Here is a 22,513-nt window from a genome sequence, read left to right on the forward strand (position 1 = left end):
CGATATTCGACGCGCAGGCGCGCACGCGGGCAGGCCGGAGGCCGGTCGGTAGTCAGGCGGGCAGGCCGGAGGAGGTCGACGTCAGGACGGCCGGGCACCGACGGAGTAGGCGGAGGCCGCGTCGCGGACGTCCCTCAGGTAGACCCCCGACAGGTTGTAGGCCATGAGGGCGGCCTGCCATCCCTCCGCTGCGGTGAGGTCTCCCCCACGGGCGCAGAGGTAACGCCCCGCGGTGAGCGCGGCGTCGTCGAGGTTGTCGGGGTCGGCGCGGCCGTCCCCGTTGGCGTCCACGCCCCACTTGCGCCAGGTCTCGGGGATGAACTGCATCGGTCCCATGGCGCGGTCGAAGACGGTGTCGCCGTCCAGTTCTCCGCCGTCGGTGTCGGCGATCTCCGCGTTGCCGGCGGTACCGTCGAGGGGCACTCCGCGGATGGGCGGGGTCGCGGTGCCGTCGGGACCGACGGACGATCCACCGAAGGTGCCGTGACGACTCTCGATTCGGCCGATCCCGGCGAGAGTGGTCCAGGCCAGACCGCACCCCGGTGACGAGCGGGCCATGACCGCGGCCGCGTGGCCGTAGGCCTCGAGCGCCGTGCGACCGATTCCGGTGGGGTCGACCAGCGGTTCCGCCCAGCCGGCGAGCAGGTCGGCCGAGCGACCGGGCGCGTCCACGTCGATCGGCGGCAGGGGCGCTCCGGGCCCCGGCGGGATTCCCTCCGGGATCTCCACCGCGGGTCTGCCCGGATCCAGATCGAGGGCGCCGCAGCCGGAGACGACGGCGGCCGTGGCGAGCGCAGCCGCGACGACGCGGAGGCGCCGGGAGCGCGGTGGGAGCATGCCTCCATCATCCCGAGTCAAAGTAATAGAAGGGTAAAGGTCTTCAAAAGTCCTGGTCGGCGGCTGTTTCGCACCCCGAAGCCGGTGTATGTTCACCTTTCGTATGAGGGTCGCCTTGCCTAAGACGCCCCACTCCACTCGAACCCGGGAGATCCCGCCGTGTCCACAGTCGCCGTCGTCGCGTCCGCGCCGTCCGTCGTGACGCAGATGGTCGGCAGCGGACTGATCGGGGTGCGGGAGGGACTCGAGACCGGCATCGTCGTGATGATCCTGGTCGCGTTCCTCGTGAAGTCCGACCGCCGCGACGCGCTGAAGTGGGTGTGGACGGGTGTCTCGGCCGCCGTGGGCATGGTCGCCGTCGTGTTCGCCGTCATCCACCTCGGCACCTCGACGGTCACGGGCCTCACCGCCGAGATCATCGCCGGCATCGCCTCGCTGATCGCCGTCGCGATCGTCACCGGCATGGTGTTGTGGATGCGGTCGGCCGCCGCCTCCATCTCCGGCACGTTGAAGGCCGGCATGGCCCGCGCGCTCGACGTCGGGCCGGTGGCCGTCACATCGCTCGCCTTCCTGGCGGTCGGGCGCGAAGGAATCGAGACGGCGCTCCTCATGGTCGGCTACGCGGAGAACACCAACGGCAGTTCCTGGCCGCTGCTGGGCCTGCTGGCCGGAATCGCCGTTGCTGCATTCCTCACCGTCCTCCTGTACTTCGGAGCAGTGCGCATCGACTTCGCCCGGTTCTTCCGCTGGACGGGCGTCTTCCTCGTGTTCGTCGCCGCCGGAATCCTGGCGTACGGACTGCGGGCTCTGCAGATCGGCGGAATTCTCCCCGGTGGCAGCGCGACCGCGTTCGACATCAGCGACACCTGGGACGCGGGCAGTTGGTACGGCACCGTCGTCGCCGGCATCTTCAACTTCCGCCCCGAGCCGACCGTTCTGCAGGTCGCGGCCTGGGTGCTCTACCTCGTCGTCGTCCTGCCCCTGTTCCTCCGGCGGCCGAAGGCCGTGCCACGAGTCACCGCACCGCAGCCACAACCCGCCGCGTCCTGACCCACACATCTGCTCCAGAACCTCCGGCCTTCCCGCTCCACTACCGACCGGCCTCCGGCCTTCCCGCTCCCGAAAGGGCACCACTGAAATGCGCACCACCACCCGCCTCCTCTTCTGCGCCGCCGCGCTGCCGCTGGCACTCACGGCCTGCACCGAGAAGGAGGCCACGACCTCGGCCGAGGGCGGCGACATCGTGGTCGACGCGACCGACAGCTCGTGCGACGTCGGTACGACGAGTGCACAGACGGGCAGCTCCACCTTCCAGGTGACCAACAACGGCTCCAAGGTCACCGAGTTCTACGTCTACGGCGAGGGCGACCGCGTCATGGGTGAGATCGAGAACATCGGGCCCGGCGTCTCCCGCCAGCTCATCGTCGCGCTGCCCGAGCCCGCCACGTACCAGACCGCGTGCAAGCCGGGCATGGTCGGCGACGGCCTCCGCGGCGACTTCGTCGTCACGGGTGACGCCAAGGAGTCCGACGCCGACGGGACGCTCGCCGAGGCGGCCGACGGCTACAAGCGCTACGTCGTCAGCCAGGTCACGGCGTTGCAGGAGACGACGGCGTCGTTCGTCACCGCGGTCACGTCCGGCGACGTCGAGGGCGCCAAGGCCCAGTTCCCGCTCGTCCGCACCTACTACGAGCGCATCGAACCCGTCGCGGAGAGCTTCCCCGACGATCTCGACCCCCGCATCGACCTGCGCGAGCCGGACGTCGAGCCGGGTGCCGAGTGGACCGGGTTCCACCGCTTGGAGAAGGACCTGTGGGCACAGGGGCTCCAGCCGGACACGAACGCGATCGCCGCGCAGTTGAAGGCGGACGTCGACGAACTGGTCGCGGGCGTGCAGTCCCCCGACTTCGTGATCGACCCGATCACGGTGGCGGGCGGCGCACAGGGCCTCCTCGACGAGGTCGCCCAGACGAAGATCACCGGTGAGGAGGACTTCTTCTCCCACACCGACCTGTACGACTTCCAGGCGAACGTCGACGGATCGCAGGCAGCGGTGGCGGCTCTCGCTCCGGTGCTGTCCGAGCGGAACCCGGAACTCGCGGCCACCATCGAGCAGCGCTTCGCCGAACTCGACACCGAGCTCGCGAAGTACCGCCAGGGTGACGGCTTCGTCTCCTACGACACGGTCACCGAGCCGCAGCGCCAGGACCTGTCGAAGAAGATCGACGCCCTGTCCGCGTCGGTGAGCCAGGTCCAGGGTGTCGTCGCAGGCGCCTGAGCGGACGTCCGACATGGACGCCGCCGCCACCCCGCCGAGTCGACGCCTCTCGCGCCGCGCGCTCTTCGGTGGCGTGGGAGCCGGCGCACTCGCGGTCGGCGCCGGTGCCGCGCTGGGCCGGTCGACCGCACCCGAACCCGTGGTCGCCGACGCGGACGAGGCCGTGGTGCCGTTCCGCGGCGTCCACCAGGCGGGCATCGTCACGCCCGCACAGGACCGCATGCACTTCGTCACCTTCGACGTGACGACCACCTCGCGCGACGAGATCGTCGCGATGCTCACGAAGTGGACGGCGATGGCCGAACGTCTCACCGTCGGCGCCGAGTCGGTGCCCGGTGGCGTGGTCGGCGGCGGACAGTACGAGCCGCCCGGTGACACCGGCGAGGCCTACGGCCTGATGCCGTCCAACCTCACGCTGACCATCGGCTTCGGCCCGTCGTTCTTCGACAGGTTCGACTTGGGTGACCGCAGACCGGCTGCACTGCAGGATCTTCCGCGATTCCCCGGTGACGACCTCGACCCGGCGAGGAGCGGTGGCGACATCGCGGTGCAGGCCTGCGCCGACGATCCGCAGGTGGCGGTGCACGCCATCCGCAATCTCGCGCGCATCGCGTTCGGCACCGCGTCGGTGCGGTGGTCGCAGCTCGGCTTCGGTCGCACCGCGTCGACGTCGACCGCCCAGGCGACACCGCGCAACCTCTTCGGCTTCAAGGACGGCACGAACAACATCAAGGCCGAGGAAGCGGCGACCGTCGACGAGCACGTGTGGGTGAACGGCGGCGAGTCCGACTGGATGACGGGCGGCACCTACCTCGTGGCGCGGCGCATCCGGATGAAGATCGAACCGTGGGACCGCGCGGTGCTCGGCGAACAGGAACGCGTCATCGGTCGGTCCAAGGCCACCGGCGCGCCACTGGGCGGTACGGCCGAGTTCGATACCGTCGATCTCGGCTCCTCGACCATCGCGAAGGACGCGCACGTACGACTGGCGTCGTCGGAGTCGTTGGGCGGCATCAAGATTCTTCGCCGCGGGTACAACTTCACCGACGGCTCCGACGGCTTCGGCCACCTCGACGCGGGGCTCTTCTTCGTCGCTTTCTGCAGCGATCCGCAGACCCAGTTCGTGCCGATGCAGCAAGCGCTCGCGCGACGAGATGCCCTGAAAGAGTACATCTCCCACGTCGGCTCGGCGGTCTTCGCCTGCCCACCGGGAGTTCCGGAAGGCACCGAGGACTACTGGGGCTCGACGCTCTTCGGCCAGTAGGTCAGCGGTTCTTCTCGTCCGCCTGCGGCCGATGGTGGGACGCGGCGACGCGTGCGTCGTCCGTCCCCGTCGCCGCGAGCGGTCGGCCGAACATGTCGGTTCCCGGCCAGTACTTGGACCACGCTCGTGCGTCCATCTCGGCCGATCGGACTCCGTCCATGGCGGCGCCGCGCTCCGCGGCCCGTACGTCGGCCACGAACTCGTTGACGGTGCGGCGCAGCGAGTCCTCGGCGCTGGTGGCGCCGTGATCACCCGAGATGTCGATGCGCACGGAGAGCATGGACTCCGGGACGAAGTCCTGAGGGAGCCCGGCCTTGACCGCTCGGGTGATGACCTGCTGGGCGAGCGCGAGCGACGGCTGCGCCATGGCGATGCCGTCGAGACACGACGCGCGTACCTTCTCCGCGGCCTTGCGCTCCTCCCAGGCCTTCTCCTGCGCACCGATGTCTATCGGGGCGCCGGACGTGTCGGCCAGGTGCGGGCTGCGGTGGGTCAACTTGGCCACCAGGGTGGACGCCACGTCGTCGATGTCGAACGCCTCGGCGCCCGCGTCCTTGGCGATGCGCGCGTGGAAGATGACCTGCAGCAGCAGATCGCCGAGCTCCTCCCGGATGGAGTCCGCATCGCCGGTCTCGATGGCATCGAGCAGTTCGTAGGTCTCCTCGAGGAGGTACCCGCGCAGCGACTCGTGCGTCTGCTGCGCCTCCCATCCGCCGAGTGAGCGCAGTTTGTCGATGACGAAGACGGCCTCGGCAAGGTTGCCGCCGCGGGGTACCGGCACCTCGATGACGTCCTCGCCGCGCGTGATGCGTTCCTGAACGTCGGGGTTGTCGCGGCTGGTGCTGATGAGCACCTCGGGCTCGTCGTCGCCCGCGGAGGTGAACCCCGTGAGGCGCCAGCGGATGGAGACCGGCACCTCTTCGGTGAATCCCACGGGCTTGTCCAGCAACGTCACGGCCTGCACCGGCACCATGGTGGGCCGCAGGGGATCCAGCAGCAGAATCGTCATCGCGCGCTCACACCCCGATCGGTTGCTCGACTCGTACGGAGCCCGCGGGCTGCCCGTCCATCGCGAGCAGCACGTCGGCGACGAACTGCAGAAGTTCCTCGTCGCGGACACGGGCCGAACCGACTCCACCACCTGCCACACGCGGAATCGGGATCTGCACCGTGCCGGTGGTCGCCCGATACTGTGCGCTGGGGTAGAGCCGCTTCAACCGTATCTGCTTGGAGTCGGGTAGGTCCATCGGCGCCAACTTCACCATGGTCCCCGCCATCTGCACGTCCACGATGCCGTAGGAACGGCACAGGATGCGCAGGACGGCCACGGCCACGAGCCGGGCGACCTCGGCCGGCACCGGCCCGTAGCGGTCGGTCAGCTCGTCGATGACCGCGCGGATCTCGGCGTCGTTCTGCGCCGCGGCCAGCTTGCGGTACGCCTCGAGTCGGAGCCTGTCGCTGGTGACGTAGTCCGGCGGGATGTGGGCATCGACGGGGAGGTCGATGCGCACCTCCTTGGGCGCCTCGTCGGTGGTGACGGGGCGGCCGTCGGCCACGGCGCGGTACGCCTCCACCGCCTCGCCGACCAGTCGGACGTACAGGTCGAATCCCACACCGGCGACGTGGCCGGACTGCTCCGCGCCCAGCACGTTGCCCGCGCCGCGGATCTCGAGGTCCTTCATCGCCACCGCCATACCGGCGCCCAGGTCGGAGTTCTGCGAGATGGTGGCCAACCGGTCGTACGCCGTCTCGGTGAGCGGCTTCTCCGGCGGGTAGAGGAAGTACGCGTAGCCACGGTCCCGGCTGCGACCCACACGCCCACGCAACTGGTGGAGCTGGGACAGACCCAACGAATCGGCTCGCTCGACGATCAGCGTGTTCGCATTGGAGATGTCGAGGCCCGTCTCGATGATGGTGGTGCAGACCAGGATGTCGAACTCACGCTCCCAGAACCCCTGCACCGTCTTCTCGAGCGCGTCCTCGTTCATCTGGCCGTGTGCGACCACGACGCGCGCTTCCGGCACCAGCCGTCGGATGTTCGCGGCGGCCTTGTCGATGCTGCTCACGCGGTTGTGAACGTAGAAGACCTGGCCGTCACGGAGCAGCTCACGGCGGATCGCCGCCGCCACCTGCTTCTCCTGATAGGCACCGACGTAGGTCAGGACGGGGTGACGCTCCTCGGGCGGCGTCAGGATGGTCGACATCTCGCGGATGCCCGCCATGCTCATCTCGAGCGTGCGCGGAATCGGTGTCGCCGACATCGTCAGGACGTCGACGTGCGTGCGCAGCGCCTTGATGTGCTCCTTGTGCTCGACGCCGAAGCGCTGCTCCTCGTCGACGATGACCAGCCCGAGGTCCTTCCACTGCACACCGGTCTGCAGCAATCGGTGCGTGCCCACGACGATGTCCACCGTGCCGTCCGCGAGGCCGGCGAACGTCTCCCGCGACTCGGCGGCGTCGGAGAACCGGGACAGCCCCTTGACCGTCACCGGGAAGTTGGCCATCCGCTCGGTGAAGGTCTGCAGATGCTGCTGGGCCAGCAGGGTGGTGGGAACGAGCACCGCTACCTGCTTGCCGTCCTGGACGGCCTTGAACGCCGCCCGGACGCCGACCTCGGTCTTGCCGTAACCGACGTCGCCGATGACCACTCGGTCCATCGGGACGGGCTTCTCCATGTCCGCCTTGACCTCGTCGATGACGGTCATCTGGTCGACGGTCTCGGTGAACGCGAAGGCGTCCTCCATCTCCTTCTGCCACGGGGTGTCCGGCCCGTACGCGTGACCGGGCGCCGCCTGCCGCGCCGCGTAGAGCTGGACGAGCTCCCCTGCGATCTCGCGGACGGCCTTGCGGGCCTTGCGCTTGGTGTTGGTCCAGTCGGATCCGCCCAGCTTGCTCAGGCTCGGCATCTCCCCGCCGACGTAGCGGGACAACTGGTCGAGCGACTCCATGGGAACGAAGAGGCGGTCGCCCGGGTGGCCACGCTTGCTGGGCGCGTACTCGACGACGAGGTACTCACGGCGTGCCCCGCCGATGGTCCGCTCGACCATCTCGACGAAGCGGCCGATGCCGTGCTGGTCGTGGACCACCATGTCGCCGGCCGTCAACGCGAGCGGATCGACCTGATTGCGACGCTTGGCGGGCAAGCGTTTGCCGTCGCCGGCCGCCGCGACCCGGTTGCCGGTGAGATCGGCCTCCGTCACCACCACCAGGCCGGCGTCACGCAGGACGAGACCCGAGTGCAACGACCCGCACATCACGCCGACGACGTCGGGGCCGGGCTCGGCACCGGCATCGAGAGGGAGCGCCGGCACACCGGCCTCCCGCAGGCGTTCGACCGTGCGCTGCGCCGTTCCCGCGCCTGCGACGACGACGGCCACGCGGCCGCCGGACGCGAGGTGCGCCGTGAACATCTGGAAGAGCGTCGCGAGTGCCTCCTCGGAGCCGCGCACGTCCGGCGCCGCGTCGACGTCGAGCACGATCTCCTCGTCACTGCCCGAGGCGAGCGGGCCGACGGTCCACCACGGCCGACCGGCCGCCTCCGCAGACTCTCGGACCTGCCGCAGCGACCGGTACGCGGACGCGCTGAGATCGAGGTCGAGGACGGCGCTCTCGTCCGTCACGCTGCTGGTGTCCAGCGCTGCGGTGTCGAGCGGTGCGGCCGCACCGATGCTCGCGGCAGTCCACGACGCCTCGAGGAACTCCTTGCCGGTCCGCACCAGATCCGTCGCGCGCGTACGCACCTTCTCCGGATCGCAGACCAGCACGTGCGCGCCGTCGGGCAGCGCGTCGGTCAGCAGTTCGAGGCCGCCGGCCTTGAGCACCGGCAGCAACGCCTCCATGCCCTCGACCGGAACGCCGGCGGAGATCTTCTCGAGCATCTCCACCAGGATCGGGTCGCCGGTGTTGTCGGCGGCGAGACGCGCCGCACGCTCCCGTACGGCCTCGTCGAGAATCATCTCCCGGCACGGCGGCGCGATGACCGTGTCGACCTCCACGTCGGGGATGGAGCGCTGGTCCGCGACCGAGAAGGCGCGCAGGTCGGTGACCTCGTCACCCCAGAACTCGACACGGACGGGGTGATCCGCCGTCGGCGAGAACAGGTCGAGGATGCCGCCGCGCACCGCGAACTCACCGCGTTTGCCGACCATGTCGACACGCGTGTAGGCCAGCTCGACCAGTCGCTTCTGCAACTCCTCGAAGTCGAACTCCGCCCCCACGCGCAGGCCGACGGGCTCGATCTCGCCCAGTCCACGCGCCATCGGCTGGAGCACCGAGCGCACCGTGGTGACGATGATCTTCAGCGGGACGCCGTAGTCGGCGTCCTCCGGCCGGGCGAGGCGCCGCAGCACCTCGATACGACGACCGACGGTGTCCGCTCCGGGAGACAGACGCTCGTGCGGCAGCGTCTCCCAGGACGGGAACTGCGCCACGGCGCCGCCCACCATCTCCGTGAGCTCGGCCGTCAGATCGTCGGCCTCGCGGCCCGTCGCGGTGACGAGCAGGACCGGTGTGGTGCGGGACATGGCCGCAGCGATGAACGCCCGTGCCGGAGTGGGTGCCACCAGGGTGGCCTCGCGGCGGCCGGACAGATCGACGATCTGCGCCAGCGACGCGTCACGCAGTGCGAATTCCAGCAGGCCCGACATCCGGCCCGCACCGTCGTCCGGGGTCTGCGCGGGAGAAACATGGACGGACGGCGAGGACACCAGCAGAACTCCTGACGGAAAGACGACACGATCGTGCACCCGCAACGCTCGACACCCCTCACGGAGATCGATCGGTCGGTGACGACTCGGTATCGATTCTAGGAGCAGTCGCCGACAGAAACGACCGTGGGCCGACCGAGGCGACCGCGACGCGGCCGCTCGTCGTCAGGCGCCGTAGCGCAGGACCCGGCGGGCGGCGAACTCACGGAAGTAGTCGAGCTTGCGACCGGGGACCAGCGACGGGAGCAGGTAGTGCCACAGCCGCTCCATGCGCGCCGACAACTCCTTGGTGCTGTCGGTGGCCACCGCAACCATGTGGGCGCCGACGATGACCTCCAGGAACAGCATTCCGGTGGTCAAGGGGTCGAGGTCGGCCTCGAGGTCGCCCTCGTCGATCGCCCGACGCGCCAGGCCGGTGTGGTACTCGGCCCAGCCCTCCATGACGTTCTCACCGGTACCGCGGTAGTCGCCGATCTGATGCTTGAGCCGGAACATCGCGGCGACCATCGGATCCGTGATCGCCAGATCGACCGTGATGTACGAGACACCGATCTCGGCCTCGAGAGCGGGGATCCGGCCGTCGTCCAGGGCGCGGCACGCCGTGGTGAGCCGCCGCACGCCCTCGTCGATGACGGCGCGAGCCAGCTCCTCCTTCGACCCGAAGTGGAAGTAGAGAGCTCCCTTGGTGACCTGCGACTGCGAAATGATCTCGCTGAGGCTGGCATTGGCGTACCCGAGCCGTAGAAAGACATGGGCGGCCCCCGCGAGCACCGTGTCTCTGGTGATCTCGGCGCGTGCCTGTCTGACCATGCGATCCGCCTCGAAAGTTTGGGGCATTCAATCCGTGAACAACGCGAGAACGGTACCACTGGACCACTACACAGCACGAGCACTCGTCCCGGAGTCCGAGCGTCGTGTCGTCACGACCGACGAGGTGGTCCACCGTGACCACCTCCGGTGACACTCGCGCTTTCAGCTCCCCAACCGGGGATCGGGCTCCAGATTCGTGAGCCCGTTCCAGCACAGGTTCACGATGTGCGCGGCCACCACCTCTTTCGAGGGAGACCGTTCGTCCAGCCACCATTGCGCCGTCATCGACACCATTCCGACCAATGCCTGGGCGTACAGCTGGGCATTGGCCGGGTCGATGTCTCGGCGGGAGAAGTCACCCGCCAGGATGTGCCCCACCTGGCCGACGGCGTCGTTCAGCAGGCTCGAGTACGTCCCCTCGGCCGCGGCGACCGGGGAGTCGCGCACGAGGATGCGGAACCCGTCGCTGCGCTCCTCGACGTACGTCAACAGGGCCAGCGCCACCCGTTCGACCCGGATCCGGGACCGGTTCTCTGTCAGCGACGACGTGATCATGGACAGCAGCGTGGACATCTCGCGGTCCACCACCACGGCGTAGAGACCCTCCTTGCCGCCGAAGTGCTCGTACACGACCGGCTTGCTCACCTGCGCGCGTTGCGCGATCTCCTCGATGGACGTGGCCTCGTAGCCACGCTCGGCGAACAGCGTGCGGCCGATCTCGATCAACTGGGCCCGGCGCGCGGTCCCCGTCATCCGGACGCGGGGCGCACGTTCCGGTAGGGCGGCGTCACCGGGTGCACGCGGCTGATCGGGCTCGCGGGGCGCGTCGGGCGTCGAGGTCATGGAATCACTGTGACACGCGAGCACTGCGCGGCGAGTGAGGCCTGCGGAGCGTTTTACCAAGCGGGTGCACTCGTGCGAGGATCGACGCGCTCGGCGCACGCCAGCCGAGGCTGTGATCCGCCGTGGTGTAATGGCAGCACCTCTGATTTTGGTTCAGATAGTTCAGGTTCGAATCCTGGCGGCGGAGCCGTGACGCCACAGCGGCGGAGCTGCTGTCGTAGGGCGGCGGAGCCGTGGCGACGAGTGTGGCGGGTCCCCCGCCCGGGGCACATCCGAAGTCGGTCGAGGAGATTCATGACGTCGAAGGTCGCTGTAGTCGTGCTCGCCGCGGGGGCGGGAACCCGAATGCGATCGAAGACTCCGAAGGTTCTGCACGAACTGGCCGGTCGGTCCATGCTCGCGCACGCTCTGCACGCGGCCGACGGAGTGGACCCCGATCACCTCGTCACCGTCGTCGGGCACGACCGCGAGAAGGTCTCGGCCGCCGTCGCCGATCTGGCCGAGACGTTGGGTCGCACCATCGACATCGCGGTGCAGGCCGAACAGCACGGCACCGGTCACGCGGTGCAGTGCGGCCTCGCGTCGCTGCCCGCCGACTTCGACGGCACCGTGGTGGTCACCGCGGGGGACGTGCCACTGCTCGACGCCCACACTCTGCAGGCACTGCTGCACGATCACCACTCCTCCGCGGAGCCCGTCGCGGTGTCGGTGCTCACCTTCGTCCCCGACGACGCGAACGGCTACGGCCGCATCGTCCGCGACGGGTCCGGCCAGGTCCAGGAGATCGTCGAGCACGCCGACGCGACTCCCGATCAGCTGACCATCACCGAGGTGAACTCGGGTGTCTACGCCTTCGACGCGCAGTCGCTGCGGGTGGCTCTCGACTCGCTCGGCACCGACAACGCGCAGCACGAGCTGTACCTGACCGACGTCCTGAAGATCTCGCGCCGACGCGGCCTGCCGGTGTTCAGCACCCAGCTCACCGACCCGTCGCTGGTGCGCGGTGTGAACGACCGAGTGCAGCTGTCCGAGGTCACCCGCATCCTCAACGAGCACATCCTCGCCCGCCACATGCGCGCCGGCGTGACCGTGATCGACCCGTCGTCGACGTGGGTGGACATCGAGGTCGCCGTCGGACGCGACGCCGTGCTGCACCCCGGCACGCAGTTGCACGGACGCACCGTCATCGGTGAGGACGCGATCATCGGGCCCGACACGACACTCACCGACGTGTCGGTCGGCGAGGGCGCGACGGTGGTCCGCTCGCACGGATCCGACTCGGTGATCGGTGCCGGAGCGACGGTCGGGCCCTTCACCTACCTGCGGCCGAACAGCGACCTCGGCGACCACGGCAAGCTCGGCGCCTTCGTGGAGACCAAGAACGCGACCATCGGAGCGCACTCCAAGGTGCCGCACCTGACCTACGTCGGCGACGCCAGCATCGGCGAGCACTCCAACATCGGTGCGTCCAGCGTCTTCGTCAACTACGACGGCGTCGGCAAGAGCCGGACCGAGATCGGTTCGCACGTGCGCACCGGTTCCGACACCATGTTCATCGCGCCGGTGCGCGTGGGCGACGGGGCCTACACGGGCGCCGGAACCGTCCTACGCCATGATGTACCGGCGGGAGCGCTCGCCGTCTCCGGTGGTCCGCAACGGATCATCGAGGGCTGGGTGCAGAAGAAGCGTCCGGGAACGCCGGCGGCAGAGGCCGCCGAACGCGCCCGTTCGACCGAGGAATCACACGTGCACGAACCGAAGGACGGCGAGTAGAGCAGTGACCACAGCCAACTGGATCGACAACCAGAAGAACTTGATGCTCTTCTCCGGTCGCGCTCATCCCGAGCTCGCCGAGCAGGTGGCGAAGGAACTCGGGATCGAGGTCACCCCGCAGACCGCCCGCGACTTCGCGAACGGCGAGATCTTCGTCCGTTTCGAGGAGTCCGTCCGCGGCTCCGACGCCTTCGTGCTCCAGAGCCACCCGTTCCCGTTGAACACGTGGCTCATGGAACAGCTCATCATGATCGACGCGCTCAAGCGCGGATCCGCGAAGCGCATCACCGCGATCCTGCCGTTCTACCCCTACGCCCGCCAGGACAAGAAGCACCGCGGCCGCGAGCCGATCTCCGCGCGCCTGGTCGCCGATCTGCTCAAGACGGCCGGTGCCGACCGCATCATCACGGTCGATCTCCACACCGATCAGATCCAGGGCTTCTTCGACGGCCCGGTCGACCACATGCACGCGCACAGCCAGCTCGCCGACCACATCCGTGAGGGCTACAACCTCGAGCACATCACCGTGGTCTCCCCCGACTCCGGCCGCGTGCGCGTCGCGGAGAAGTGGGCCGACTCGCTCGGCGGGGCGCCGCTGGCGTTCATTCACAAGACACGAGATCCGTTGGTGCCCAACCAGGTCAAGTCGAACCGAGTCGTCGGTGACGTCGAGGGACGCACCTGCATCCTGATCGACGACATGATCGACACCGGTGGCACCATCGCCGGCGCGGTGAAGGTGCTCGAGGAGGCCGGCGCGGGCGACGTCGTCATCGCCGCCACGCACGGCGTGCTGAGCCACCCGGCCGCCGAGCGCCTCGCGTCGTGCGGCGCCAAGGAGGTCGTCGTGACCAACACGCTGCCCATCAGTGACGACAAGCTGTTCCCGTCGCTGACCGTGCTCTCCATCGCACCCCTGCTCGGCAAGACCATCCGTGAGGTCTTCGAGAACGGGTCCGTCACCAGCCTGTTCAACGGCAACGCCTGAGAAACGACGTCACCGACCGACACTCCCCGCGGACCTCGTCCGCGGGGAGTGTCGTCGTCGGGCGCCCTACTTCCGGGCCAGCACCAGGGCGAAGCGCTCGTCGGAATCGGTCCAGAACTCGTCGACCGTCAGCCCCGCCGCGGCCAGTTCGCCGGTGATCGACTCGCGTCGGAACTTGGCGGAGATCTCGGTCCGCATCTCCTCGCCCGCCGCGAACTGCACGTTCAGGTCGAGGTCCGCGACGCGCACCGTGTGGTCGCGACGTGCGCGCAGCCGCATCTCGATCCACTCGTTGCGCTCGTCCCACACGGCGACGTGCTCGAAGTCGTCCATGTCGAAGTCGGCGTTCAGCTGCCCGTTCAACACGGAGAGCACGTTCAGGTCGAACTGCGCCGTCACTCCCTGCGCGTCGTCGTACGCGGGCACCAGAACCGCGGGGTCGATGACCAGCCCGACCCCGAGCAACAGGAACTCCCCCGTGTCGAGGGTGTTCGAGATGGCGGAGAGGAACTCGGCGCGCTCCTGCGGCACGAGGTTCCCCAGCGTGCCGCCCAGGAACGCCAACGTCCTGCGCCCGCCGGTGGGGACCCAGAACAGACCAGTGTCCGGGCCGCCGGTGCTCGTGAAATCGCTCACCACACCGTGGATCTCAAGATCCGGGTACTGGCGCGACAACTCCTCCATCGCACCGGTCAACGCCGACGGCGACACGTCCTGCGGTACGTAGCGACGCAGGGTGCCGTGTTCCAGACCCGCGGACAGCAGCACCCGGGTCTTGTCCGACGATCCGGAGCCCAACTCGACCAGCACCTCCACTCCCGTCACGCCAGCGATCTCCGCGGCCCGTTCGGTCAGCAGGGCGCGCTCGGTGCGCGTCGGGTAGTACTCGTCCAACTCGGTGATGCGCTCGAACAGTTCGCTGCCCACGGCATCGTAGAAGTACTTCGGCGGCAACCATTTCGGCGTCGCGGTGAGCCCGCGGCGGGCATCTTCCCGCAGCGATTGCTGTAGATCACCCTCGGTGATGTGGATGTCCAGTGACGGCGCTGTCATGACGAACTCCTCGGTGCTGACGAGCATGGAAGGTGCAGGGGTGGAGCGGTCAGAAGGTGGTGATGTCCACGGATCCCGGTCGGGCGGAGACGAGGCACCGATCGGGCACCTGCTGCCATCCGGGCAGATCGTCGAGCGGTTCGGACGCGAGGACGACGCTGTCCTCGTCGTACCGGACGGAGAGCGAGTGGTAAAGCGTCGTCGCCCAGAGCGACTCGCCATCGCCGAGCAGCAGGTTGACGCGCGAGTCCGGGGCGGCGGCGTCGACGTCCGCCAGCAGACCGGCGAGTGCGTCCGCCGGATCGCGGTCCAGTAGCCGCTGCTGCAGAATCGCCCACAGCACAGCGGAATCCGTGGGTGCCGCCAACCGCAGCAGCGACTCGACGGGCACCTTCTCGGCGAGCGCGGAGACCGACTGCGGCCATCCGCGCACGACACCGTTGTGGCTGAACGCCCATCGACCCTCGACGAAGGGCGCGCACGCCGACCGCTCGACGGGCATGCCGACGGTGGCTGACCGCACGGCCCCCATCACCGCCACCGAGCGGATGTGGGTGAGCGTGTCGGTGACGGCCGGGTCACCCCACATCGGCATCGCGCTCCGATACGACGACGCGGTGCCGTTCGACCACCAGGCCGCACCGAAGCCGTCCGCGTTGATCGTGCCGCCGCCGCGCATCTCGCGGGGTGCGTACGACTGGGTGAGCAGCGATGTCGGGCCCGCGGTGAGCACGTCTCCGACGGTGCGTGCGGGTCCGAGATAGCCGACGTGTCGGCACATCCGCTACCGGTGTCCCACGTCGCGGGCGCACCGGAAGCCGGCGAAGATCTGGCGCCGGATCGGGTGGTCCCAGTTGCGGAACGTCGCGCGGACCGCCGTCTGGTCGGTGCCGAACGAGCCGCCGCGCAACACCTTGTAGTCGCCGCCGAAGAACACCTCGGAGTACTCCGGGTAGGGGAACATCTCGAACCCGGGGTACGGCTCGAAGTCGGACGACGTCCACTCCCAGACGTCCCCCATCAGCTGCTCGACGCCGAGCGGCGAGGCTCCCTCGGGATACGCGCCGACGTCGGCGGGTTCGAGGTGGCGTTGACCGAGATTCGCGTGCCGGTCGTCGGCGTCGTCGTCGCCCCAGGGGTTGCGCCGGGAGAGCCCGGACGCGGGGTCGAAGCGTGCCGCCTTCTCCCATTCCGCCTCGGTCGGCAGGCGCTTACCGGCCCAGCGGGCGTAGGCGTCGGCTTCGAACCAGCTGACGTGAACTACGGGCTGCGCTGCTCGAATCTGCTTCGCACGTCCGAAGACTCGACGCCACCACACACCGTCGTCGTCCTGCGACCAGAACTGCGGCGCGGTGAGACCGGCCTCGGTGCGGTGTGCCCAGCCGCGTTCGGTCCACAGCTCCTCGCGGTCGTAGCCACCGTCGGCGATGAACTGGAGGTACTCGCCGTTGGTCACCGGAGCCGCGTCGATCGCGAAGGTGGGCACCTCGACAGTGTGCGCGGGCCGCTCGTTGTCGAGGGCCCACGGATCGTCGCCGGTGCCCATCTCGAAGGCGCCACCGGGGACGATGACCTCGACGTCGTGGGCGGGCGGCAGCTGGGCGCGGGGAGCGTCGGGTGCCTCCAGCACGGCGTCGCCGGTGCGCAGCTGATGTGTCGCCAGCATCGTCTCGTCGTGCTGCTGTTCGTGCTGCGCGACCATCGCGAAGACGAAGCCGTTCTCCACCAGCCGACTCTCGTCGAAGGTGCAGCGCTGCAGCGCATCCAGTGACAGGGCGCGCACGGTGTCGACGTAGGCACGCGCCTCGTCGGGCGACAGCAGATCCAGCCCCGGCCGGGTGGACCGTGCGTGGCGGAACGCGTCGTAGAGGTCGTCGATCTCCGGGTGCACCGCGTCGCGGCCGCCCACGTCGCGGACCAGCCACAGCTCTTCCTGGTTGCCGATGTGGGCGAGATCCCAGACCAGTGGGCTCATCAACGGCGACACCTGCTCGCGCAGCCCGTCCTCGTCGAGGCACCGGGTGAGCGCCAGGGTCCGGGCGCGACTACGCACCAGCATCGATTCGAGCCGGCCGCGCAGCGCCACCGCGTCGACCGTCGTGTTCGCCGTCATCGTGAGAACTCCTTCCGAGCATCGCCTCGTGGTGGTGTCGCCGCTGTCCCTGGTGCCGTCGGCGGCTGGGCGGCGGAGCAGCGCGTCGCCGCGCGGCCCAGGGCTTCACGCGCCTCGCCGTGGCTGGAGTCGGCCGCGAGTGTCAGCAGCTCCACCGCAGCTCGCCGCAGCGCCTGGTCGGCGAGTCCGTCCCGCGCCGCGTCCTCCCACCTGTTCAGGGTGGGTTCCGCCAGGTCCAGCGCCTGGTCGGCCACCGAGTCGGAGGACACCAGGGCGTCCACCGCGTACATCGGCACCTCCCACGCCCCGTCGGGTTGGCCGTCGAGGTACCGGATCTCGAGGTGGCCGCTCGCACGCACGAGGGGAAACACCGTCGTCAGGTGGTAGTCCAGGTCGGCCGTCGTGGGGCGCCGACCCATGTCGTCGTCCAGGTCACCCTCGAGCCACTGGGCGAACGTGGCCTCGCGCGGCGGCGCGGCGAGGCGCCCGTCGCGTCGCACACACAGGAGCGGGACGTCCATGACCCAGCGTGCGTAGTCGCGGACGGGATCGACCCCGAGCGGAACACGCGTGCGGGTGCGGTCCAGTTCGAACCAGGTGCGCATGCGCTGCGAGGCCCACCGACCGTCGGGAACGCCGTACAGAGCGGGCGTGGTCGCGAACGCCGCCAGTAATGCCGGACCCACGGCATGCACTGTGGCCCAGCGCCGTCGGATCTGCTCGTCGTCGCCGCCGGCGTCCACACTGACCTGGACCGCGGCCGTGTTGCACATCATGAGCTTGCCGTACGGGCCGTACTGCTCGAAGCGCTGCTCCATCGCGCAGTAGCGCGGCAGCGTGAGCAGGCGGTCGGGAGGTCGCAGCGTGTCCGCGCCGCCTCCGGCGAGGGAGATCCCGTGCGAGTCGAGCAGGCGGGTCAACGTCTGCTCGTCGTCGCGCAACGCCTCGACGACGGAGGCGAGGGACGTGGCGGGCGAGGACGACAATTCGATCTGACCACCGGGCTCGACGGAGACGACACTTCCGGAGCGGAGGGCGAGTGCGGGGGACTCGGGCCGAAGAGACTGCGGGGTGTGGGCACCCAGTGCCTCGGCGAGCGAGTCGAGAGTGGGACGTGCACCGGACGGGGTCCGGGTGAACCATTCGAGTTCTGCGCCGATCAGAGTCGGCGGCCCCACCTTGAAACAGACCCGGGCGAGGTATGCCTCGGCGGCGGGCCGCGAACTGAGAGTGCCGGAAACGGCCGTCATGGATGCCTCCGCGGGGTGACGGTGGAGCGTGAAGTGGAACGGGCACTGCGTACGGGAAGAGGAACGGACGCTGCGTGTCCGGATGACGTCTACCCCCGCCCTTCACAGACTAATCGCTCCCGCGCGCGGTCGCCGGTAGTGTCGGCGTCACTGTGAACGCCACCCCCGAGACGGACACCGTCGACGTGCTCGCTGCCCGCGCGGACACCCCTGCCGCCGAGCACGGGGTGTTCCTCGACAGCGCCGGCTCGTCGCTGCCGCCACAGCGCGTCGTCGAGACGGTCGTCGAGCACCTGCGCCGTGAGGCCGAGGTGGGCGGATACCGCGCAGCGAGTGAACGCTCGGAGGATCTCGCCGCGGTGCGCACGTCCGTGGAGATGCTGATCGGAGCCCCGACCGGCACCGTGGCACTGTCCGACAGCGCCACGCGGGCCTGGTGCGACTTCTTCTACGCGGTACCACTCTCCCCCGGCGACCGCATCCTGGTCTCCACCGTCGAGTACGCCACCAACGCGATCGCCGCACTGCAGCGGGCGCGGGCGACCGGCGCGGTGGTCGACACCTTTCCCGTGGACCCGTCCGGACGCATCGATCTCGAGGCCCTCGAGCGGATGATGGACGACCGCGTCGCGCTGGTCTCGCTCGTGCACGCGCCGACCAACGGCGGCCTGCTGAACCCGGTCCGGGAGATCGTCGACCTGGCCCACCGTCACGGGGCCCTCGTGCTGCTGGACGCCTGTCAGTCGGTGGGCCAGATCGCCCTCGACGTGGCGGAGCTCGGTGTGGACGCTCTCTCCGCGACGGGACGCAAGTGGCTGCGAGGACCGCGCGGCACCGGTTTCCTTCACGTCGCCCCGTCGGTGCTCGACACCCTGGAGCCGCGATCACTGGATCTGCACAGTGCGTCCTGGACCGGCCCCGACTCCTACACCGTCGCTGACGACGCGCGGCGGTTCGAGACGTGGGAACACGACGTCGCGGCTCGGCTCGGTCTCGGCTCCGCCGTCGATCTCCTGCTCGAACTCGGACCGAGCGCGGTGGAGGCCGCGGTGCGTGTGCGGGCCGAGCGGCTGCGGAACGCCCTCGCCGAGGTGCACGGCATCGCGGTGCACGACCTGGGCGACCACCACACCGGCATCGTGACCTTCACCGTCGAGGGCGCCGCGCCCGCCGCGGTGAAGGACGCACTGGCGGAGCGCGGCATCACCGTCTCCGTCAGCCCGGCGTCGTCGACTCTGCTCGACATGACGGCCCGCGGACTGGACTCCGTCGTCCGGGCGTCTCCCCACTACTTCCTGACCCTCGATCAGATCGATCACGCCGTGGACGAGTGCCGGGCTCTGACGTCGCAGCGGTGACCCGCCGCCAACGGTGACGAGCAGGGGCGATTCGCGGCCGATCGGCGCGTTCGGGTAGTGTTCACGCCGTTGTCTCGGCGAGGGTGACGAGTGCGCAGTGCGTACGTCACCGTGATCGACGCAGGCGCGGTCTCGCAGCCGTCCTCGTTCGTGTCCACGCCGAGCGAGTAGTACCCGCAGCAGTCACACCGGACCGCAGCCGTTTCAGACCGCAGTCACACCAGATCTTCCGAGGAGCCCCGTCCCATGGCCAACGTTCTCAACGCCACCGTCCGCACCGAGTTCGGCAAGGGCGCAGCCCGCCGCACCCGCCGCGACGGTCTCGTCCCCGCCGTCCTGTACGGACACGCCACCGAGCCCAAGCACCTCTCGCTCCCGTCCCGCGAGTTCGCCGCCGTGCTCCGCGCCGACGGCACCAACGCCGTCATCGAGCTCCAGGTCGACGGCGAGAAGCACCTCGCCCTCACCAAGTCGGTCGTGGTCCACCCGATCCGTAACTACATCGAGCACGCCGACCTCCTCGTCATCCGTCGCGGCGAGAAGGTCACCGTCGAGATCAACGTCGTCGTCACCGGCGACGCGGCGCCCGGCGCCCTCGTCACCACCGATGCCAACGTCATCGAGATCGAGGTCGACGCGACCCAGATCCCCGAGCAGTTCGAGGTCTCCGTCGAGGACGCCGAGATCGGCACCCAGATCCTCGCCTCGTCGATCGAGCTGCCGTCCGGCGCGACGCTGATCTCCGATCCCGAGCTCCTCCTCGTCAACGTCGTCGAGGCGCCCAGCGAGGCTGCACTCGAGGCCGAGGGCGCGGGCGATCTCGCCAGCAACGTCGCCGCCGAGGAAGAGGAGGCTGTCGAGGACAGCTCCGCCGCCGACGAGGCCGCAGCAGCAGACGAGAACTGATCCACCGAGCACCACCGCGGCGCGCCTCCCTCACCGGAGGCGCGCCGTTTCTCGTTCCCCACTCCGCACGACCCCGCACGCCACGAGCTGAAAGCGACTGCCGCACATGACCGATCGCCCTGCTCTCGTCATCGGCCTGGGCAATCCCGGGCCGCAGTACGAGCGCACCCGACACAACGTCGGCGCCGTCGTCGTCGACACCCTGGCGGAGCGGATGCGAGGGTCGTTCTCGTCGCACAAGCGCAGCTACTCCGACGTGCTCCAGGCACGGCTCGGGACTCGCCCGGTCGTGCTGGGGAAGCCGCGGTCGTACATGAACGAGTCCGGCGGCCCGGTCGCCAACCTGGCCCGGTTCTTCTCCGTGGCGCCGGCGGACATCATCGTCGTGCACGACGAACTCGACGTCGATCTGGGTCGGGTGCGGCTCAAGATCGGCGGCGGCGAGGGCGGGCACAACGGGCTGCGCTCGATCTCGAAGTCGTTGTCCACCAAGGACTACCTCCGTGTCCGGGTCGGGGTGGGGCGCCCGCCCGGCCGGATGGATCCGGCGTCGTACGTGCTCAAGCCGTTCGCCGCGTCCGAGCGCGACGAGGTGGCGGTCGTGCTGGAGGAGGCCGCGGACGCAGTGGAGCTGCTCCTGAAGGGCAGCCTCGAGGACGCGCAGAACCGCATCCACCGACCCTGATGCGCTGAGCTCAGCCGAGAAGCGACGCCGAGTTCGCGCGGCGGAGCTTGCCCGAGGACGTCTTCGGAATGGTGCCGGGACCGAGCACCGCGACCGTGCGAGGACGAACCCCCACTTCCGAGAACACTGCGTGCACGATGTCGTGCTCGATGCGCTTGACCGCATCCGGGTCGGCGATCTCGTTGGTCTCCGCCGCGACCGCGAAGCTCTCCCGCTTCTGCCCCGCGTCGAGACGGATCGCAACGGCATTGCCCGGCCGGACGCCCGCGACGGTGCCCACGGCACGTTCGATGTCGGTCGGATAGATGTTGCGGCCGCCCATGATGATGACGTCCTTGATGCGCCCGCAGACGACGACCAGGCCTTCCTCCGTGAAGTACCCGATGTCTCCGGTGTCGAGAAAACCGTCGTCGTCCTGCGCGGACACCGAGCCCTCCACCGTGATATATCCGGGCGTCACCGCCGGCCCCCGCACGTGGATGACACCGACGCCGCGACTCGGGAGCACCTGGCCCTCGGCGTCGACGACGCGCCCCTCGAGATTCGGCACCATCCGCCCGAGCGTCGCGAGACGACGGACGTTGCCCTTGGTCGACGGAACGGCGCGGCCCATCACCTCGAGCAGGTCCGCGTCGACCACGTCGAGCACCTGGCCCTGATCACGGACCGGGATCGACACCGCGAGCGTGGTCTCCGCCATCCCGTAGACGGGTGCGAGAGCGGTCGGGGCGAGCCCGAACCGGGCGCCCGCCTCTGCGAGGGCGAGCATCGTGTCGGGATCCACCGGCTCGGCACCGTTCCACGCGTAGCGCAACGACGACAGATCGAGGGCCGTGTCGGCGGACGCCTGCTTCAGCCTGCGCGCGAGCAACGAGTACGCGAAGTTGGGAGCGGCGGTGACGGTGCCGCGGTACTTGTCGATCAGCTGGGCCCACAGCAGCGGAGAACGCAGGAAGTCGATCGGCGTGATGCTGACGACCTCGGCACCGACCTGCATCGGCACCGACAGGAACCCGACCATCCCCATGTCGTGGAACAGCGGGAGCCAGCTGACCATCACGTCGTCCTCGAGCGAGTACTCGATCCGATCGATCATCGCGTAGGCGTTGACGTAGAAGTTCTCGTGGGTGATGCGCACGGCCTTGGGAGATCCGGTGGACCCGGACGTGAGCTGCTGCAGCGCGATGTCGGACTCGTCGGTGGGCACGGGATCGGTGTCCTCACCGCCGCGCAGGTCGTCGATCGTCAGCACGGTGATCCCGCGTTCCTCCAGGATGGGCGCCGCGGCGTCGAACGGCGCACCGAGCACCACCGCGGCGGCGTCGATCATCCTGATGACGGTCTCGGTGTCGGCACCCCACACGGCGAGATCGGTGCGCGGCGTCGGCTGATGCAGCATGGTCACGGACGCGCCGCGCATCCACGCCGCCTGGCACGACGGCGCGATGTCCACCGGCTGACCGGCCAGGATGCCGATCGCGTCCCCGCGAGAGACGCCTGCCGCGGCGAGCCCGCCGGCCATCCGACGCGCGACCGCATGGATGTCGCCCCACGTCTGCCGCAACGGTGCGTCGGGCTCACCGGTGACGAGACCCCGCTCGGTCGTGGCCGCGGTCGCGTACATCTCCTCGGTGAACCTGCTCAACGTC

General features: G+C 69.3%; 18 protein-coding genes and 1 tRNA gene. 9 read left to right on the plus strand and 10 right to left on the minus strand.

Annotated features, from left to right (window positions below):
- Window positions 1–81: 81 nt before the first annotated feature.
- Window positions 82–837 carry a lytic transglycosylase domain-containing protein gene (locus HQ308_RS08590; RefSeq protein ID WP_222646146.1) on the minus strand — a complete coding sequence of 252 codons (756 nt, stop codon included), beginning with the start codon at window positions 835–837 and terminating at the stop codon, window positions 82–84.
- A 207-nt stretch (window positions 838–1,044) separates the two neighbouring features.
- Here HQ308_RS08590 and efeU point away from each other — a divergent pair, with 207 nt between their 5' ends.
- The 3 genes from efeU (at window position 1,045) to efeB (ending at window position 4,379) form a co-directional block, all read left to right on the plus strand.
- A complete protein-coding gene (efeU, locus tag HQ308_RS08595) occupies window positions 1,045–1,887 on the plus strand; it encodes an iron uptake transporter permease EfeU (RefSeq protein WP_081821100.1) in 843 nt (280 codons plus the stop codon).
- An 88-nt stretch (window positions 1,888–1,975) separates the two neighbouring features.
- The gene (gene efeO, locus HQ308_RS08600; RefSeq protein ID WP_222646147.1) at window positions 1,976–3,115 is read left to right on the plus strand and encodes an iron uptake system protein EfeO; all 1,140 of its coding nucleotides are present in this window, start codon (window positions 1,976–1,978) and stop codon (window positions 3,113–3,115) included.
- Between the two features lie 13 nt (window positions 3,116–3,128).
- Entirely contained in the window at window positions 3,129–4,379 is a 1,251-nt protein-coding gene (gene efeB, locus HQ308_RS08605; protein WP_222646148.1) for an iron uptake transporter deferrochelatase/peroxidase subunit, read from the plus strand.
- Between the two features lies 1 nt (window position 4,380).
- Here the strand turns inward: efeB and HQ308_RS08610 are convergent, their stop codons facing one another.
- The 4 genes from HQ308_RS08610 to HQ308_RS08625 form a co-directional block, all read right to left on the minus strand.
- Complete coding sequence (locus HQ308_RS08610) at window positions 4,381–5,388, minus strand: MazG family protein (protein ID WP_081821037.1); 1,008 nt, start codon at window positions 5,386–5,388, stop codon at window positions 4,381–4,383.
- Window positions 5,389–5,395: 7 nt separating this feature from the next.
- Window positions 5,396–9,085 carry a transcription-repair coupling factor gene (gene mfd / locus HQ308_RS08615; protein WP_374198521.1) on the minus strand — a complete coding sequence of 1,230 codons (3,690 nt, stop codon included), beginning with the start codon at window positions 9,083–9,085 and terminating at the stop codon, window positions 5,396–5,398.
- A 165-nt stretch (window positions 9,086–9,250) separates the two neighbouring features.
- Complete coding sequence (locus HQ308_RS08620; RefSeq protein WP_222646149.1) at window positions 9,251–9,895, minus strand: ScbR family autoregulator-binding transcription factor; 645 nt, start codon at window positions 9,893–9,895, stop codon at window positions 9,251–9,253.
- 162 nt (window positions 9,896–10,057) lie between these two features.
- Entirely contained in the window at window positions 10,058–10,648 is a 591-nt protein-coding gene (locus HQ308_RS08625; protein ID WP_027504068.1) for a TetR/AcrR family transcriptional regulator, read from the minus strand.
- A 206-nt stretch (window positions 10,649–10,854) separates the two neighbouring features.
- Between HQ308_RS08625 and HQ308_RS08630 the strand changes: the two genes are divergently transcribed.
- From HQ308_RS08630 to HQ308_RS08640, 3 genes are all read left to right on the plus strand, one after another.
- A tRNA-Gln gene (locus tag HQ308_RS08630) sits at window positions 10,855–10,925 on the plus strand.
- Window positions 10,926–11,032: 107 nt separating this feature from the next.
- Window positions 11,033–12,511, plus strand: coding sequence for a bifunctional UDP-N-acetylglucosamine diphosphorylase/glucosamine-1-phosphate N-acetyltransferase GlmU (gene glmU / locus HQ308_RS08635; protein WP_027504069.1), 1,479 nt, complete (start codon window positions 11,033–11,035; stop codon window positions 12,509–12,511).
- 4 nt (window positions 12,512–12,515) lie between these two features.
- Complete coding sequence (locus tag HQ308_RS08640) at window positions 12,516–13,499, plus strand: ribose-phosphate diphosphokinase (RefSeq protein ID WP_027504070.1); 984 nt, start codon at window positions 12,516–12,518, stop codon at window positions 13,497–13,499.
- Between the two features lie 66 nt (window positions 13,500–13,565).
- Here the strand turns inward: HQ308_RS08640 and egtD are convergent, their stop codons facing one another.
- Genes egtD through egtA form a run of 4 tightly spaced genes read right to left on the minus strand, consistent with a single transcriptional unit; the run spans window position 13,566 to window position 17,915 of the window.
- A complete protein-coding gene (gene egtD, locus HQ308_RS08645; RefSeq protein WP_222646150.1) occupies window positions 13,566–14,552 on the minus strand; it encodes an L-histidine N(alpha)-methyltransferase in 987 nt (328 codons plus the stop codon).
- A 49-nt stretch (window positions 14,553–14,601) separates the two neighbouring features.
- Window positions 14,602–15,333 carry an ergothioneine biosynthesis protein EgtC gene (gene egtC / locus HQ308_RS08650; protein ID WP_222627607.1) on the minus strand — a complete coding sequence of 244 codons (732 nt, stop codon included), beginning with the start codon at window positions 15,331–15,333 and terminating at the stop codon, window positions 14,602–14,604.
- Window positions 15,334–15,336: 3 nt separating this feature from the next.
- On the minus strand, window positions 15,337–16,665 hold the full coding sequence (egtB, locus tag HQ308_RS08655) for an ergothioneine biosynthesis protein EgtB (RefSeq protein ID WP_222646151.1): 1,329 nt from the start codon (window positions 16,663–16,665) through the stop codon (window positions 15,337–15,339).
- Window positions 16,662–17,915, minus strand: coding sequence for an ergothioneine biosynthesis glutamate--cysteine ligase EgtA (gene egtA, locus HQ308_RS08660; RefSeq protein ID WP_222627611.1), 1,254 nt, complete (start codon window positions 17,913–17,915; stop codon window positions 16,662–16,664). The genes egtB and egtA overlap by 4 nt, the downstream gene beginning before the upstream one ends.
- 152 nt (window positions 17,916–18,067) lie before the next feature.
- Between egtA and HQ308_RS08665 the strand changes: the two genes are divergently transcribed.
- From HQ308_RS08665 to pth, 3 genes are all read left to right on the plus strand, one after another.
- Complete coding sequence (locus HQ308_RS08665; RefSeq protein ID WP_222646152.1) at window positions 18,068–19,273, plus strand: aminotransferase class V-fold PLP-dependent enzyme; 1,206 nt, start codon at window positions 18,068–18,070, stop codon at window positions 19,271–19,273.
- 246 nt (window positions 19,274–19,519) lie between these two features.
- Window positions 19,520–20,179, plus strand: coding sequence for a 50S ribosomal protein L25/general stress protein Ctc (locus tag HQ308_RS08670; RefSeq protein ID WP_056447089.1), 660 nt, complete (start codon window positions 19,520–19,522; stop codon window positions 20,177–20,179).
- A 106-nt stretch (window positions 20,180–20,285) separates the two neighbouring features.
- Window positions 20,286–20,864: an aminoacyl-tRNA hydrolase gene (pth, locus tag HQ308_RS08675; protein ID WP_222646153.1), complete on the plus strand. Its 579-nt coding sequence runs from the start codon at window positions 20,286–20,288 to the stop codon at window positions 20,862–20,864.
- A 10-nt stretch (window positions 20,865–20,874) separates the two neighbouring features.
- Here the strand turns inward: pth and HQ308_RS08680 are convergent, their stop codons facing one another.
- Complete coding sequence (locus HQ308_RS08680; RefSeq protein ID WP_222646154.1) at window positions 20,875–22,509, minus strand: fatty acyl-AMP ligase; 1,635 nt, start codon at window positions 22,507–22,509, stop codon at window positions 20,875–20,877.
- Window positions 22,510–22,513: the final 4 nt, after the last annotated feature.

The organism is Rhodococcus sp. BP-241, assembly GCF_019836145.1.
GTDB lineage: Bacteria > Actinomycetota > Actinomycetes > Mycobacteriales > Mycobacteriaceae > Rhodococcoides.

What these genes read in the sequence shown, in the direction of transcription:
- HQ308_RS08590 (WP_222646146.1), bottom strand. Translation starts at nt 837, where the DNA reads ATGCTCCCACCGCGCTCCCGGCGCCTCCGCGTCGTCGCGGCTGCGCTC.
- efeO (WP_222646147.1), top strand. Translation starts at nt 1,976, where the DNA reads ATGCGCACCACCACCCGCCTCCTCTTCTGCGCCGCCGCGCTGCCGCTG.
- efeU (WP_081821100.1), top strand. Translation starts at nt 1,045, where the DNA reads ATGGTCGGCAGCGGACTGATCGGGGTGCGGGAGGGACTCGAGACCGGC.
- egtB (WP_222646151.1), bottom strand. Translation starts at nt 16,665, where the DNA reads ATGACGGCGAACACGACGGTCGACGCGGTGGCGCTGCGCGGCCGGCTC.
- egtA (WP_222627611.1), bottom strand. Translation starts at nt 17,915, where the DNA reads ATGACGGCCGTTTCCGGCACTCTCAGTTCGCGGCCCGCCGCCGAGGCA.
- HQ308_RS08670 (WP_056447089.1), top strand. Translation starts at nt 19,520, where the DNA reads ATGGCCAACGTTCTCAACGCCACCGTCCGCACCGAGTTCGGCAAGGGC.
- HQ308_RS08610 (WP_081821037.1), bottom strand. Translation starts at nt 5,388, where the DNA reads ATGACGATTCTGCTGCTGGATCCCCTGCGGCCCACCATGGTGCCGGTG.
- HQ308_RS08625 (WP_027504068.1), bottom strand. Translation starts at nt 10,648, where the DNA reads ATGACGGGGACCGCGCGCCGGGCCCAGTTGATCGAGATCGGCCGCACG.
- egtD (WP_222646150.1), bottom strand. Translation starts at nt 14,552, where the DNA reads ATGACAGCGCCGTCACTGGACATCCACATCACCGAGGGTGATCTACAG.
- HQ308_RS08620 (WP_222646149.1), bottom strand. Translation starts at nt 9,895, where the DNA reads ATGGTCAGACAGGCACGCGCCGAGATCACCAGAGACACGGTGCTCGCG.
- pth (WP_222646153.1), top strand. Translation starts at nt 20,286, where the DNA reads ATGACCGATCGCCCTGCTCTCGTCATCGGCCTGGGCAATCCCGGGCCG.
- efeB (WP_222646148.1), top strand. Translation starts at nt 3,129, where the DNA reads ATGGACGCCGCCGCCACCCCGCCGAGTCGACGCCTCTCGCGCCGCGCG.
- glmU (WP_027504069.1), top strand. Translation starts at nt 11,033, where the DNA reads ATGACGTCGAAGGTCGCTGTAGTCGTGCTCGCCGCGGGGGCGGGAACC.
- egtC (WP_222627607.1), bottom strand. Translation starts at nt 15,333, where the DNA reads ATGTGCCGACACGTCGGCTATCTCGGACCCGCACGCACCGTCGGAGAC.